The organism is Occallatibacter riparius, from assembly GCF_025264625.1.
Taxonomy (GTDB): domain Bacteria; phylum Acidobacteriota; class Terriglobia; order Terriglobales; family Acidobacteriaceae; genus Telmatobacter; species Telmatobacter riparius.
The window spans coordinates 3,397,763-3,411,924 of the sequence record NZ_CP093313.1 but is presented as its reverse complement, the minus strand read 5'-3'; the positions used below and the strand labels follow the sequence as shown (position 1 = coordinate 3,411,924).

The 14,162-nt window shown below is 60.7% G+C and carries 13 protein-coding genes; 6 read left to right on the top strand and 7 right to left on the bottom strand.

Going from position 1 to position 14,162, the window contains the following annotated elements:
- Window positions 1–80 precede the first annotated feature (80 nt).
- On the bottom strand, window positions 81–779 hold the full coding sequence (locus MOP44_RS13790; RefSeq protein ID WP_260790474.1) for a hypothetical protein: 699 nt from the start codon (window positions 777–779) through the stop codon (window positions 81–83).
- 79 nt (window positions 780–858) lie between these two features.
- The gene (locus MOP44_RS13785) at window positions 859–1,917 is read right to left on the bottom strand and encodes a tetratricopeptide repeat protein (RefSeq protein ID WP_260790473.1); all 1,059 of its coding nucleotides are present in this window, start codon (window positions 1,915–1,917) and stop codon (window positions 859–861) included.
- 251 nt (window positions 1,918–2,168) lie between these two features.
- Between MOP44_RS13785 and MOP44_RS13780 the strand changes: the two genes are divergently transcribed.
- Both MOP44_RS13780 and MOP44_RS13775 read left to right on the top strand, forming a co-directional pair.
- Complete coding sequence (locus MOP44_RS13780) at window positions 2,169–3,155, top strand: bifunctional enoyl-CoA hydratase/phosphate acetyltransferase (protein ID WP_260790472.1); 987 nt, start codon at window positions 2,169–2,171, stop codon at window positions 3,153–3,155.
- A 157-nt stretch (window positions 3,156–3,312) separates the two neighbouring features.
- Window positions 3,313–3,813, top strand: a complete 501-nt coding sequence (locus tag MOP44_RS13775) for a Dps family protein (protein ID WP_260790471.1) — start codon at window positions 3,313–3,315, stop codon at window positions 3,811–3,813.
- A gap of 83 nt (window positions 3,814–3,896) precedes the next feature.
- Here the strand turns inward: MOP44_RS13775 and phoU are convergent, their stop codons facing one another.
- Window positions 3,897–4,568 carry a phosphate signaling complex protein PhoU gene (gene phoU / locus MOP44_RS13770; RefSeq protein ID WP_260790469.1) on the bottom strand — a complete coding sequence of 224 codons (672 nt, stop codon included), beginning with the start codon at window positions 4,566–4,568 and terminating at the stop codon, window positions 3,897–3,899.
- A 110-nt stretch (window positions 4,569–4,678) separates the two neighbouring features.
- Here phoU and MOP44_RS13765 point away from each other — a divergent pair, with 110 nt between their 5' ends.
- Window positions 4,679–5,326 carry a flavin reductase family protein gene (locus tag MOP44_RS13765; RefSeq protein ID WP_260790467.1) on the top strand — a complete coding sequence of 216 codons (648 nt, stop codon included), beginning with the start codon at window positions 4,679–4,681 and terminating at the stop codon, window positions 5,324–5,326.
- A gap of 29 nt (window positions 5,327–5,355) precedes the next feature.
- On the opposite strand, the gene MOP44_RS13760 is transcribed toward MOP44_RS13765, so the two are convergent.
- From MOP44_RS13760 to MOP44_RS13745, 4 genes are all read right to left on the bottom strand, one after another.
- Window positions 5,356–7,821 (bottom strand): 3-hydroxyacyl-CoA dehydrogenase/enoyl-CoA hydratase family protein, encoded by a 2,466-nt coding sequence (locus MOP44_RS13760; RefSeq protein WP_260790465.1) that lies wholly within the window; start codon window positions 7,819–7,821, stop codon window positions 5,356–5,358.
- A gap of 76 nt (window positions 7,822–7,897) precedes the next feature.
- A complete protein-coding gene (locus tag MOP44_RS13755; protein ID WP_260790463.1) occupies window positions 7,898–8,500 on the bottom strand; it encodes a GNAT family N-acetyltransferase in 603 nt (200 codons plus the stop codon).
- A 59-nt stretch (window positions 8,501–8,559) separates the two neighbouring features.
- Window positions 8,560–8,850: an Imm27 family immunity protein gene (locus MOP44_RS13750; RefSeq protein ID WP_260790461.1), complete on the bottom strand. Its 291-nt coding sequence runs from the start codon at window positions 8,848–8,850 to the stop codon at window positions 8,560–8,562.
- A 10-nt stretch (window positions 8,851–8,860) separates the two neighbouring features.
- Complete coding sequence (locus MOP44_RS13745) at window positions 8,861–10,138, bottom strand: amidohydrolase family protein (RefSeq protein ID WP_260790459.1); 1,278 nt, start codon at window positions 10,136–10,138, stop codon at window positions 8,861–8,863.
- A gap of 138 nt (window positions 10,139–10,276) precedes the next feature.
- Between MOP44_RS13745 and MOP44_RS13740 the strand changes: the two genes are divergently transcribed.
- From MOP44_RS13740 to MOP44_RS13730, 3 genes are read left to right on the top strand one after another with little or no spacing between them, the layout of a single operon-like run.
- A complete protein-coding gene (locus tag MOP44_RS13740; protein WP_260790457.1) occupies window positions 10,277–11,833 on the top strand; it encodes a M16 family metallopeptidase in 1,557 nt (518 codons plus the stop codon).
- Entirely contained in the window at window positions 11,830–13,326 is a 1,497-nt protein-coding gene (locus MOP44_RS13735) for a M16 family metallopeptidase (protein ID WP_260790456.1), read from the top strand. The genes MOP44_RS13740 and MOP44_RS13735 overlap by 4 nt, the downstream gene beginning before the upstream one ends.
- Window positions 13,323–14,072: a DapH/DapD/GlmU-related protein gene (locus MOP44_RS13730; RefSeq protein ID WP_313901007.1), complete on the top strand. Its 750-nt coding sequence runs from the start codon at window positions 13,323–13,325 to the stop codon at window positions 14,070–14,072. The genes MOP44_RS13735 and MOP44_RS13730 overlap by 4 nt, the downstream gene beginning before the upstream one ends.
- Window positions 14,073–14,162: the final 90 nt, after the last annotated feature.

The window sequence follows — 14,162 nt, the reverse complement described above, 5'->3', positions numbered from 1 at the left end:
TTCAAGGTTCCCGGCGAATCGCATCGGTGAGGCCGCAACGAAGCTTTTCGAGGCCCCTCCGCGTAAATTGCAAGCGAGAATCAAACCGCAAACGCTTCCGCAAACAAACGATCGAGAACGCTTCGCGCTGGTTCAGCCAGAGGGTTCTTCCTGTTTAGCAGCAGGACTTTGTCTTTAAACCCCGTTATCAACTCCGGGCGGATTCTCTTCATCGCAAGCGTCGTTTTCGCTAACAGCATTCGAGCTATGACATTGCTCGGGCAATCGAGACACAACTGAAGGTTGCCATCTAGAATCTCGCGCTCGCCATTCAAGAAGTTCGAGCCATTGCCTTCCATCCCCGCCAACCGAATCGCAAGCAGTTGCTCCAGGCGAAGAAGATAGAACCTAAATTGCGCCCCTGTCGGAACCTTGTACATCTCGGAAGTCTTCTGAAAACCCGCAGGGGTCAAGTCAGTGAGCCGTGACAGGGTTCGCCTTGCCAGCTCAGGAATGCTATCTTCCGGTTTCGCATAATCCAGGGGTGCACTGAGTTTGCCAACAACCTCGTGATCCGATGACCGAATAATGCGCAAGTCTAGCGTCCAAGGGTCAGTTGCACCGTTGATGTGCGTCACCACAACAAAGCTGGCGCTAATTGAGCCTTGAAGTGAATATCTAGCGGCATCCTGCGCTTGCCATGGAACCCCGGATAGCATGAACCCTCGGGGCCCGCTCATGACGAACGGAACCAGAGTACTCACATTCGCTGTCGTTTCGAACCAGACCTGTTCAGCCAAGAACAGCGGGAGTGCCCGACTGAGCCGTCCCGGCGCGTCTGCGACCTGCAATAAGATAGTCTCTGACCTTTGGGGCTGTTCAACCGTGGAGCCCAGAAATGCAAATTGTGAGAGCATCCGAGGGTTTCTCCGCGAAGAGTTCTCCTGGCGCAGACTTCAGCCAGACGGGCCCCTCAACTGTGGCGATCGTAACCTCTAATTGCGACGCATTCGGCGCAGAATGTCGAGCTAGACGGGCCTTTGCAATCTCGGTGTCCCAAAAACTCAAGGTCTTCATATAGTCCGGACGCTTAAGCCCGTAAAGCTGGTCCAGGATTCTTCTGGCATCTTCCGTCTGCCCCAGGTCGAGATGAGCTTTGATCAAGTTGTTGCCAACAGCGAGGCCGTGGACCTGCGGCACAAATCGTGGCTCCGCCAGTTGAATAGACTCCTTCAGATAGCCGTGCTTACCAAGATCACCGCTCATCTGCATCAACACGTCGTGAGGAACCGTGCCTCCAATCCTCGACAGCGCCTGATCGTAATACGCAAGAGCGCTTGCCAGATTCTGCCGTTCCAGCGCCTCTCTCGCCAACCACATTTGTGCCCGCCAACTGTTTGGCAGCGCGGCTACGCGACTCAAAGCCTGCCCCCAGCCGCTCGGCCCGATCTGCTCACGGTGGATAGATGCGTACCAGACGAGGCCGTTGTCCTGATTCGGATCGAGTTCAAGCGCGTGCCAGAGCGTATCCAGAGCCTTTTGACCTTCGTTCCGAGCTGCCAAGACCTTGGCGAGATTTGTCAGTATGTATCCTTCCTCGCCATAAGCTTTGATATGCGAACGGAAGACAGATTCGGCCTCGTCCAGCCGGTTGTTCTTCATCAGGACAACACCGTACGTACAGGCACCCCGATCCCGTTTTGGATCAATCCTGTAAAGGTGTTCAGCCGCAGCCAGCACATCCGCGTGAAGTCCATCATTGAGTGAACCAGCGATGAGGTCGTAAAGCCGATCAGGATAATCCCAATCTGACTTCAGAGAGCCTGGAAGCACACTCGTCCGCCAATGTTCCTTGGTGATGAAAAGCTCGCGACCAAACTCATCAAAGACCCGGATCAGGTTCGGATCACCTGCTTGACTCCGCTTTTCCCCTTCCAAGGAAGCCCTCCCTCTGTTTCCCCTTTACGCTAACAGCACGAGCACGCTACATCGCTCGGCTACGAAGAGACTCACAAGCGGCTTATTTGACTCTGGTGGATGACTGCTAATCCGGAATCCGGGCGCGTCCCGCAATCCAGTACCAAAGTCCGCAGTGTGACCGACAGCACAGGCTCTGAACACCCTTCCAGCAGACAATGTTCTCGGATGGCCGCATAATTACTCGTATGCCGGCCGGGAGAGAACAAACAATGAGCGATCTTGCGCCTCTTGCTGAGGCTGTGGCCGTTGACCCACTTGTGGGCCACCCGGCTGATTATCACGTCTTCCACAACTTCCTCGAGCGTTGCAAGGAACTGCCCGCAATCACCACCGCCGTGGTCTGGCCGCTTTCGAGCGTCGCGCTGCGGGGCGCCATTGAAGCCGCCGAGGAAGGCCTGATCGAGCCCACCCTCATCGGCGACGAAGCCGAAATGAAGGCGCTGGCAGACGAGATCGGCGTAGACATCAGCAACTACCCCATCCTCCAGGCCGACACCGAATCCAGGGCCGCCGAGCTCGGCTGCATCATGTGCCGCTCCGGCAACGCCCAGGCCATCATGAAGGGAAGCCTCCACACCGACGAGCTGATGCGCGCCGCCATGAACAAAGACACCGGCCTGCGCACCAATCGCCGCATCAGCCATGTGTTCGTCATGGACACCCCGGCCTACGACCGCACCCTGCTCATCTCCGACGCGGCCATCAATATCACACCCGAGCTTGAAGACAAGGTCCACATCATCCAGAACGCCATCGACCTCGCCCACGCGCTAGGCATCCCCGAGCCCAAGGTTGCACTGCTCTCCGCGGTCGAGACCGTCAACCCCAAGATCAAGTCGACCCTCGACGCCGCGGCTCTCTGCAAAATGGCCGACCGCGGTCAGATCACCGGCGGCATCCTGGACGGCCCCCTCGCCTTCGACACCGCCGTAAGCGCCCGCGCAGCAGAGATCAAGAAGCTCGAGTCACCCGTGGTCGGTCAGGCCGACATTCTCGTCGTTCCCGACCTCGAAAGCGGCAACATGCTCGCCAAGCAGCTCGAGTACCTGGGCGGCGCACAGATGGCCGGCGTGGTTCTCGGCGCTCGCGTGCCCGCAATCCTCACCAGCCGCGCTGACTCGGCGGAAACTCGCCTCACAAGCTGCGCAGTAGCCGTGCTCATGCACTACGCCACCCATCCTGTGATCAAGGTCTAACTTCAATTCAGCTGAAGCAAAGCGGCGCCGCATCCAGCGGCGCCGCTTTTTTCGCTTTGAAATCAATCAGCGCGACCGAACCGCTTTCCCAGGCATCTCAGAAACGGCGGTCGCACAAGCTTTCCCCCCGCGTCCGCCTTGAATGAAAGGAGAGTGCATGGCCACTCAGGCGGTCCAAAACGCCAACACTGTCGCCCCCGGCGGTTTCACACCGGAACAGGTGCAGAGCATCTCGCGCGCGTTAAATTCATTGCTCGCTGACGTATTCGCCCTCTATATCAAAACCAAGAACTTCCACTGGCACATGAGCGGGCCCCATTTCCGCGATTACCATCTGCTCCTCGACGAGCAGGCCGCGCAGGTCTTCGCCATCAGCGATGACATCGCCGAACGCGTCCGCAAGATCGGCGGCAACACGCTTCGTTCCATCGGCGAAATCTCAAAGCTGCAGCGCATCCACGATAACGAGAAGCCGTTCGTACCCGCCGAAGAGATGCTGCGCGAACTCCGCGACGACAACCAGGCCCTCGCGCTCAACCTGCGCGAGGCCCACGAGATCACCAGCCAGGCCAGCGACTTCGCCACCACCAGCATGATTGAGAACTGGATCGACGAAGCCGAACGCCGCGCCTGGTTCCTCTACGAATCCACGCGCTAAACGCCTTCGCTCCTCAAAAACAACAGGCGCCTTCACATGGCGCCTGTTTCTTTGCTGATAGCTGAAAGCTGACGGCTGCTTTTCTAATCCATCGCCACGCTCAACTGGTGCCGCACATCCGCCCCGCGGATCCAGAAAATCACGTCCGTCGCAATATTCGACGCATGATCCGCGATCCGCTCCAGTGATCGCGCGACAAACAATCCATTCATCGCCTGCTGCGTGTGCGCCGGATCCTTCTGAATCAAGTCGAGCAGGTCAGCGTGCGCCCGTCGGTTCAGGCGATCCACCTCGTCATCCATCGCGCGCACATGATCGGCCAGCCTCGCATCGCCTTCCAGCAGCGACTGAATCGCTGACCGGATCATCCGGGTTGTACATTCGCCCATCGTTGCAAAGTCCACCGGCAGCTCCACGCGTTCCACGCGCAGCGTGTCGCGCGTGCGCCGCGCAATGCCAACCGACTGATCGCCGATCCGCTCCAGATCCCCGTTGATCTTGATCACTGCCAGAAGAAAACGCAAGTCGATCGCCATCGGCTGCTCCCGCGAAAGCAATGCGTAGGCCATCTCGTCCAGTTCGCGCTCGGCCGTGTTGATGGCCGTCTCGTTCTGGCGTACGTAATCGCAAAGCCCTTCGTCCCGCTGGAGATACGCGTCCACCGCCGACACCACGGCCTGCTGCGAAAGCGCCGCCATGGCGAGGAGCTTGTCCTTCAGTTCGGCGAGTTGCTGTTGAAAGTGGATGCGCGGCACGGAAATCCCCCTGACTACTGATTTTGCATCATGTTATGTTACACAACTGCGAAAATCAGTGCCGGTTGCCACTCGCGTTACTGCCTGCGGCATGCTCTACGATCAAGAAGATGAACGAAATAGCCTCTCCTGCTCCGATGCTGAGCATCGATCCCGCCGGCCAGCCCTCACGGCAGATCTACAAGCTGATGACCGGTATCATCGTGCCGCGCCCCATCGCCCTTGTCTCCACGGTGGACTCCGAGGGCATCCCGAATGTCGCCCCGTTCAGCTTTTTCAACGGAGTGGGCTCCGTCCCCCCAACGCTGATCTTCTGCCCATCGCTGCACGGCAAACAGGCCGATCCCGCCCTGCGCAAAGACACGCTCGCCAACGTCGAAGCCACTGGTGAATTTGTCGTGAACGTCGTCAACGAGGCCATAGCCCACGCGGCCAACATCACCGCCGCGGATGTCCCGCCGCATGTGGATGAGTTCGCACTCGCCGGCCTCACCCCGATTCCCAGCGAAGTCGTGCGCGTCCCGCGCGTAGCCGAGTCGCCCGCGCACATGGAATGCAAACTCCTCCAGGTCATTTACACCAGCCGGCAGCCCGGCGGCGGCGTCATCGTGCTCGGCGAAATCGTCCGTTTCCACGTGCGCCAAGACCTGATCGAAGACTTTCGCGTCGACCCCGAGGGCCTCGATGCGGTCGGACGCATGGCGGGCAACACCTGGGTCCGCACCCGCGACCGCATCGACCTCGTCCGTCCGAAATAGGTAGGTCAGGGCTTTGCCCTGACATCTGGTTAGTTCCTCAGCGGCTTCCCCGTCTTCAGCGTGAACCCAATGCGCTCCTGCGTCTTGCGCTCTCCGCACAGCGACAGAAACGCTTCCCGCTCCAGGTCCAAAAGATACTGCTCGCTCACCAGCGAACCCGCGGTAATCCGTCCACCGGCGAGGATGTACGCCGCCCAGCGCGCCACCTTCTGGTCGTGCTCGCTCGCGTAGCCCGCCTCGCCCATCAGGAAAATTCCCGACTCCATCGTTGCCAGCGCGGCCAGCCCCGGCGCAGGAATCTCCGCGCGCGGCACCGGCGCCGTATACCCACCTTCGATAAGCGCGTGCACCTCGGCCTTCGCATCCAGCAGCAGTCGCTCGCGATTGAACGTAACGCGATCGGCAGCGGAGAACAGCCCCAGTCCGCGCGCATCCACCGCAGACGCAGACACCTTCGCCATCGCAATCGTCTCCAGCGTGCGCCGCAACGCCGCAATCATCTGCGCCGACTGCGCAAACCGCGACGGCGGATCCTTGGGATCAGGCGGCGCGATCGCCGCGGCCGCATCCACCGAGCGCAGCAGCATCTCCTTCGTCCCGCCGCCGCCGGGAATCAACCCCACACCCGCCTCAACCAGCCCGATATAAGTTTCCGCATGCGGCTGCCGCCGCGCCGCGTGCAAACACATCTCGGCCCCGCCGCCCAGCGTCATTCCAAACGGCGCAACCACCACCGGCCGCGGACAGAACTTGATCAGCTGCGTCATCTGCTGAAAGCCGCGGATCGCCCCATTCACCTCGTCCCACTCGCCCTCCTGCGCAGCCAGCAGAAGCTGCATCAGGTTTGCGCCCACGCTGAAATGTTCGCGGTCCCCGCTGATGACGAATCCGGCGAAATCCCGCACCGCATCTGAATCAGCTCTCAGCACCGAGGACACAAGCGAAACCACGTCGCCACCAATCGCGTTCTTCAGCGAGTGCAGCTCGATGCACCCAATGTGATCCCCAATATCGACCAGCGATGCCCCCGAGTTCGCTCGCACAATGCACGACTGCACCGGCCGCCTTCCGCGCCGATAATCGGCAACGCGCGCATGCCCCGGCTGCCGCGGAACCATATCCCACGCGCCGCTCGCCGGATTGAAGCAGTGCGGACCATCCGGCGCATACCAGTGCTCGTTGCCCGAGTCGAGCAACTCCTCGACAGCCGCACTCACCGGCAGTTGCATCGCCTTCATGCGCGTCACCGTCTCGCGCACGCCGGCCGCATCCCACATCTCAAACGGACCCATCTCCCAGTTGAAGCCGGCCTTCATCGCGCGGTCTATCGACGGCGCATCATTCGCCGCTTCGCCAATCCGCTCGGCTGAGAAGTTCCACAGCGTCGAGAGCAGCGGCCAAAGAAACGCCGCCGCCTTGTCCTTCGCAGGATCGTTCGCAAGCAAAATCCGGAGCCGCTCCTTCAGCGTCGCCGCGTTCTTCGCCATCTCCAGCGACGGAATAGAAGCCTTCGCCAGAGGTCGATACTCCAGCGTCTTCAGGTCCAGAACCTCGCGCTGCTCCTTGCCTTCCGCTCCGCGCGTTTTCTTGTAGAAGCCCTGCTTCGCCTTATCGCCCAGCCAGCCGCGCTTCACAATCTCCGCAAGAAGATCAAAGAAGTTCCCAGGCGCCGCGCCCTGCGGAAAGTTCATCGCCACATGCGCAAGCACATCAATGCCCACCATATCGGCAAGCCGGAACGTCCCCGTTCGCGGCCATCCAATCGCCTGCCCCGTCAGCGCGTCGGCCTCCTCAATGGTCAGCCCTTGCTGCAGCATCAAGGTGGCCGCGGTAAACATCACCGTCACCCCAATGCGGTTGGCGATGAAGTTCGGCGTGTCGTTCGCCAGCACCACCTGCTTGCCCAACAGCCGATCTGCAAACGCCGCAAATGCTGACAGAATCTGCGGATCCGTCTCCGGCAGGGGAATCAGTTCCAGAAGCTGCATATACCGCGGCGGATTGAAGAAGTGCGTTCCGAAAAACCGCTGCCGTATCGGCGCAAACATTGGCTTGGCGATTTGCGCGATGGGCAGCCCAGACGTATTGGTAGTCAGAATCGCATTCGGCCCCAGGTGCTCAACAACCTTCTCCAGAAGCTTGTGCTTGATCGCAATATTCTCGGCGACGGCCTCAATCACCCAGTCGCACCCGGCCAGCTTCGGCAGGTCATCCTCGAAGTTGCCGGGCGTGATGCGATCAGCGAAACTCGCGTCATAAAATGCCGCTGGCTTCGACTTCGCCAGGTTCTCAATCGCCAGCACGGCCAGCTTGTTCTTGTGATGCGCGCCCTCCGGCACCATATCCAGCAGCAGCGTGGGGATTCCCACATTCGCCAGGTGCGCGGCAATCCGCGATCCCATGGTTCCCGCGCCCAGCACAGCAGCGCGGCGCACCAGCAGCGGTTGAGCAGAAAGATTGAGCGAGTGGGTCGGTGCCGGCGCGCTGGTACTCATGCGGTCTCCGCGCGGACGAACTGGGGGTGCATTCGCCGCAACGTGAGCCGAGAATAGCAGCGCCGGTGATCAGTTGTCAGTTGCCCTTCGCCGCTGGCTGTTTCAACTCAGTCCAATCAAACGAATACGCCACCTTCCGATAAAGAACATGTCTGCGCAGCGGATCGCCCTCAGCCAGTTCGGGATGATCGAAATCGTCCTCCGGATTGTGCGTCATGCCCAGCTTCTGCATTACGCGCCGCGACCTGTGATTGCCAACCGTGGTGAACGAAACCACCTCCGGCAGCTGCAGTTTCATGAACGCGTAACGCAGAACAGCGCGCGCCCCCTCGGTCGCAAGTCCCCTGCCCCAGTACTCGGACGCAAGACGCCACCCGATCTCCACCGCCGGAAACTCAGGCCGAGTGAAGTGCGCCTCGAATGTCGGCACGTTAAGGCCGATAAAGCCGATGAACTGTCCAGTCGTGAGCAATTCAGCGGCCCAGGCGCCAAAACCGTACTTCTCGAAATGCGCCTCAATCTTGTCTGCGAGTTCGTTGCTGGCCTCGCGGGTAAGCGGGTGCGGAAAATGCTCCATCACGCGCAGGTCCGCATTCAATCTCGCAAAGGGCAGGCGGTCGCTGGCGCGCCACGGGCGGAGAATCAGATGGACAGTGCTGAAGGCGATCATCGGGGACATCGCTTTCGCTTTTTTCGGTTGCGTAACAACCTACCCTATCCAACGTCAGCGTTGCCAGATTATTTTGCCGGAAGACGATCGACACCGTACTTCTCTCGCGCCGCTTCAACATCGAGAACGCGAAGGGACGCAGGGCCACCTCCGTGCATTTCACCGTGGGGATGGAACATTTCCCAATAACGGCCGTCCCTTGGATCGCGATAGAGGATTTCCCAGTTGCCGGTTGCAACCCGCTCCAAATGACCGCTGACCAGGGAGTGGATCCGCTCAAGCGATTCGTCGTTAACCACGCGCCCACCCACCAAAACCCACGCACCCGTGATCAGGCTTTCCTCCGGCCGAATTTCCATGTTCTGCATTCTAGCGTTGCCAGATCACCGCACCCGACCTCACCACCGCCTGGACTTTCGAGAAGTTCGTCAACTCCACCGCCGGGTCGGCGCTCAGAATCGTCAGGTCCGCCAGTTTCCCCGGCGCAATCGTCCCCTTCTGCCCCGACTGCCCCAACCGCGCAGCCGGACTCGTCGTCAGCATCGCCAGTACATCCTGCCACCCGAGCCCGCACTTCCCCAATTCCGTAAACTCCTGCTCGGTCGAGTAGTCCGTCATGTACCCCACATCCGTCCCGAAGATCAGCGTCCCCCCGTCAGCTTTGAACTGCCATACCTCCGCATACATTGGATCCATATAGTGCGGATCACTCGTCACCGTAGTCGTGAACATCTTCAGCGTCGGAACCATGCCCATGTTCTGCTTGACCATCGTCGTGAACAGCTCCGGAGTAATGCCGCGCGTATCGTCCGGCACATGCGCCAGAACATCCACGCCGCCCTGCACCGCGGCCTGCGTTCCCGCCAGGTTCGAAGGATGCGCGAACACTATCTTCCCATTCAGGTGAGTCGTCTCCACCGCAGCCTTCACAATGTTCAACGGCATCGGCAGCACGTGTCCGCGCTCCACCCACGATCCCGTGAACAGTTTAGTCACATCCGCACCCGATCCTAGGTTTCTCCTCACCACCGCCTGCGCCGCAACAGGCGTTGCCGGCTGCGGCATGATCGCCGTCATCCAGCCCGGCAGCGTCTCCTTCAAATAAAAGGGAATCCCGTGCGGCGGATACAGCGCCGTACCCGCCGTATAGATATACGGCCCGCGCACCTCGCCCCGCTCCACGCGCCGCCGGATCGCAAACGTCTCCGCCGGGTTCGACCCCAGGTCGACAACCGTAGTAAACCCGCGGCTCAGAAACATATCCGCAAGCTGCGCATCCAGCTTGTCCGCCGCCTTCCACTCCGCCCACTTCCACTTCGGCTCGGTAAAGTGCACATGCGCGTTCCAGAATCCCGCGGTCACCACGCAACCGTTACAGGCCACCTTCTGCGCGTCCGCCGGAATCACAACATTCGGTCCCACCTCCGCGATCAGCCCATCGCGAATCAGAACCGTCCCATCCGCAATCGGCGCATCCGTCGGCGAAACATAAATCCGCGCATGCTCAATCGCCAGCGTCCCCTTCGCCAATTTCAGCGGCGGATGCGAATTCCGCTGCGGATAAAACTCAATCGTCCACACCGCCGCAACCAGCAGCAGCGCGATCAGGCACAGAGCAAGAAGACTGCGAAACAAAAATTTGCGCATGAGTATCCTTCAGATCGTGCATAGAAGAATACGAGATCAAGCGAGCGATGGTTCTGACCGGCTCACAACGACTTCGGGCACCCACGCCCTGCGGTTTGGTAGCTTGGAAGGTGCCGGCATACGGCACGAGGAGTGTGAATGATCACCCGATTGTTCCCCCGGATCTGGGCGGGATTGGCCGTTTTAGCCATCGCAACACCGCTAGCCCTGCACGCCCAGGACCTCAAGAGCTTTGAGCAGCGCATCACCACCAAGGTTCTTCCCAACGGCCTCACCATCCTGATCTGCGAACGCCCCGAGGCGCCGGTCTTCAGCTACGTCACCTTCGTCGATGCCGGTGACGTCAACGACCCCTCCGGCGAGAGCGGCCTGGCCCACATGTTCGAGCACCTCGCCTTCAAGGGCACCACCGAGATCGGTACCAACGACTGGCCCGATGAGAAAGTCGCCCTCGAAAAAGTCGAAACCGCCGAGCAGGCCGTCGAAGCCGAGCGCCGCAATCCCCTCGGCCCCGACAAGCAGAAGCTCGCCCAGCTCGAGAAATCCTTCGACCAGGCCAAAGCCGACGCGGAGAAATACGTCGAACCCAACCAGTTCACTGAGGTAGCAGAACGCAACGGCGCCGAAGGCCTCAACGCCGAGACCGGCCTCGACCAAACCGAGTACTACTGGTCAATGCCCGAAAACCGCCTCGAGCTCTGGGCCTGGCTTGAAAGCTCCCGCCTCTCTGAGACCGTCCCGCGCGAATTCTACAAGGAGCGCGACGTAGTCCTAGAAGAGCGCCGAATGCGCACCGACTCCAACCCCATCGGCCGCCTCCTCGAGCAATTCCTCGCCACCGCCTACGTGGCACACCCCTACGGCCGCAGCGGCATCGGCTGGACCAGCGAAGTCAGCCAAATCACCGCCACTGAAGCGATGGCGTTCCACAAGAAGTACTACGTCGGCTCCAACCTCGTCGTCGCCGTCGTGGGCGACGTCAAGGCCGCCGAAATCCTGCCGATGCTCGAGAAGTACTTCAGCAAAGTCCCCGCCGGCCCCAAGCCGCCGCTCATGACGACAGTCGAGCCCAAGCAGTTCGCCGAAAAAACCGTCTTCATCCGCGAAGACACGCAGCCCTTCTACATCGAGGGCTATCACCGCGGCAGCTACAAAGATCCTGACGACGCCGTCTACGACGCCATCAGCGACATCATGTCCAACGGCCGCGTCTCCCGGCTCTATCGCGGCCTGGTGCGCGATCAGCAGATTGCCGCCGAGGCACAAGGATTCAGCCCCTACCCCGGTGACAAGTTCCCCGGCCTCTTCGCCTTCTACGCCGTCCCCATCCCGGGCCACACGCCGCAGGAGATGGCTACCGCGATCCATAAGGAAATCGACAAGCTCAAGACCACCGACGTGAGTGACGAAGAGCTCGCCATGTTCAAAACCCGCACGCGCGCCGACCTCCTCCGCGGCCTCGCCGACAACCAGGGCCTCGCCAATGCCCTCGCCGAATACCAGACCCGCTACGGCGACTGGCGCGAGCTCTTCAATCAACTCGAGAAGGTAGACAAGGTGACCAAGGCCGACATTCGCCGTGTTGCGAACAAAGTATTCGTATCCAGCAATCGCACCAGCGCCTGGATCGAAACGGCTACACCTACACAGCCTCAACAACAGCAGCCCGCCGGCGAGAAAGGCGGCGCGCAATGAACAAGCTCCCCATCACACATCTCGCTGCCAAATGCCTCCTCGCCTTCGCCACTGTCGGCATCCTTGTTCCTGCCGGCGCACAGCAATCCAAGCCGTGGGAAAAGATCCCCATCCCTCCGCTCAAGGAGTTCAAGCCCAAGCAGCCGAAGCGCATCGAGCTCAAGAACGGCATCATCATCTTCCTCCAGGAAGACCACGAGCTGCCCTTCGTCTCCGGAACCATCCTCATCCCTGGCGGCTCGCGCGATGAAGACCCAGCCAAGGTCGGCCTCGTCTCGCTCTACGGCGAAACATGGCGCACCAGCGGCACCGCCAAAATGTCGGGCGATCAGATGGACGACCTGCTCGAATCCAAAGCCGCGCACATCGAGACCGCCGGCGGGAGCGAGTCCACTTCCCTCTCATGGGACTCGCTCAAGGGCGACTCCGACCAGGTCTTTTCCCTCGTCATGGACCTGCTCCTCCATCCCAAATTCGACCTGCAGAAGCTCCAGCTTGCCCAGCAGCAGGCAGCCACTGCCATCGTTCGCCGCAACGACGACGAAACCGAGATCGCCAGCCGCGAAGCCACCAAGCTCGTCTACGGCCCCAACAGCCCTTACGCGCGTCAGGCCGAGCTCAAGACCATCGGCGCAGTCACCGTGCAGGACCTCCAGGCCTGGCACGACAAGACCATCGGCAACAAACTCATCGTCGGCGTCGGCGGCGATTTCGACTCCGCAACCATGGCGGCCAAGCTCACCGCCGCCTTCGAGCCCTTCGCGCACGTCAAGCCCGCCTCCAAGCGCGATGACGAGTTCCACTCGCCCAATCAGGCCGTCTACTTCATCAACAAGCAGAACGTAAACCAGTCCAACATCCAGATCGTCGGCCTCGGCACCGACCGCCGCAACCCCGACGTGCCGTCCATCGCCATCATGAACGACATCCTCGGCGGCGGATTCGCCAGCCGTCTATTCCAGACCGTCCGCACCAAGCTCGGCCTGGCCTACGCCGTCGGCGGCGGCATGGGCTTCGCCTATGACCACCCAGCCACCTTCGACGTTGAAGTGCTCACCAAGAGCGCCTCCACCGTCGACGCCACCAAAGCGGCGCTAGACGAGATCGCCAGCATGAACTCTCGGCCGTTTACAGAAGAAGAGCTGAAGCGCTCCAAAGACGACATTCTCAACACCTTCCTCTTCCGCTACGACACTCCGGAGAAAGTGCTCTCCGAAAGCATCCGCCTCGAGTTCTATGGCTACCCGCCCGACTACCTCCAGACTTACGAGGCCGCTCTGCGCAAGGTGACCGTCGCCGACCTCACCGCGGCTGCCAAAAAGTACATCCACCCCGAGAAACTCGCCATTCTTGTTGTCGGCAATCAATCCGAGATCCAGCCCGGCCTCGACGCCCTGAAGCTCGGCCCCGTCAAGACCATCGACATCACCATTCCCGGCGCGCCCAAAGGCGGCATGGGCCCAGGCGAAGGGCCCGGAGGAGATCAGCAGTGAAGAAAGACCACGCAACAGAGCCCGCCGTGGCTCATGAAGGCAGCATCGCCGAACGCGTCTCGGACCGTATCGCCGCACAATCTGCCGCGGCCCGCCGGCTGCTCGACTCCGGGGTAGACATCTGGCGCGCCGACACCTGCGTCATCGATCCCGAAGTTGAGGTCGCGCCCGGAGCCGTCATCGAACCCTACGTGCAGCTCCTGGGCAAAACGAAAATCGGCTCCGGCTGCTTCATTCGGTCATTTTCGGTGATTGAGAACTGCACCCTCGCCGATAACGTACTCGTCCGCCAGAACTGCGTGCTCGCAGAGAGCACCATCTCTGACGGCGCAAAGATCGGACCCTTTGCGCACTTGCGCCCTGGCAGCGAAATCGGCGAAGACGCGCATATCGGCAACTTTGTCGAAACCAAAAAAGCGCGTCTCGGCAAGGGCGCTAAAGCCAATCATCTGGCCTACCTCGGCGACTCAGAGGTGGGCGAAGGAACCAACATAGGCGCCGGCGTCATTACCTGCAATTACGACGGCGTACATAAACATCAGACCGTGATTGGGAAGGGGTGCTTTGTGGGCAGCGATTCCACCCTCGTAGCGCCGGTGCGGCTGGAAGACGGCGCCTATGTCGGTGCCGGCTCCTGCATTACCCGCGATGTCCCCGCCGGTGCCTTGGCAGTCGCCCGGAGCCGGCAGGTAACCCGGGAAGGCTGGGTCGAAGCGCGCAAGAATCGCCTCTGCAAAAGCGATTAGACCAGTTTTGCTGCAGGAAACCTAAACCTTGTAAACTGAAGGGCAACCAAACCCTCTGGAGTCGCATCATAGTCCATCTGGAGATAGATG

Bases quoted from the DNA above. Each gene is read 5' to 3' on its own strand.
- MOP44_RS13780 (WP_260790472.1), top strand. From the start codon at position 2,169: ATGAGCGATCTTGCGCCTCTTGCTGAGGCTGTGGCCGTTGACCCACTT.
- MOP44_RS13775 (WP_260790471.1), top strand. From the start codon at position 3,313: ATGGCCACTCAGGCGGTCCAAAACGCCAACACTGTCGCCCCCGGCGGT.
- MOP44_RS13765 (WP_260790467.1), top strand. From the start codon at position 4,679: ATGAACGAAATAGCCTCTCCTGCTCCGATGCTGAGCATCGATCCCGCC.
- MOP44_RS13760 (WP_260790465.1), bottom strand. From the start codon at position 7,821: ATGAGTACCAGCGCGCCGGCACCGACCCACTCGCTCAATCTTTCTGCT.
- MOP44_RS13755 (WP_260790463.1), bottom strand. From the start codon at position 8,500: ATGTCCCCGATGATCGCCTTCAGCACTGTCCATCTGATTCTCCGCCCG.
- MOP44_RS13750 (WP_260790461.1), bottom strand. From the start codon at position 8,850: ATGGAAATTCGGCCGGAGGAAAGCCTGATCACGGGTGCGTGGGTTTTG.
- MOP44_RS13745 (WP_260790459.1), bottom strand. From the start codon at position 10,138: ATGCGCAAATTTTTGTTTCGCAGTCTTCTTGCTCTGTGCCTGATCGCG.
- MOP44_RS13740 (WP_260790457.1), top strand. From the start codon at position 10,277: ATGATCACCCGATTGTTCCCCCGGATCTGGGCGGGATTGGCCGTTTTA.
- MOP44_RS13735 (WP_260790456.1), top strand. From the start codon at position 11,830: ATGAACAAGCTCCCCATCACACATCTCGCTGCCAAATGCCTCCTCGCC.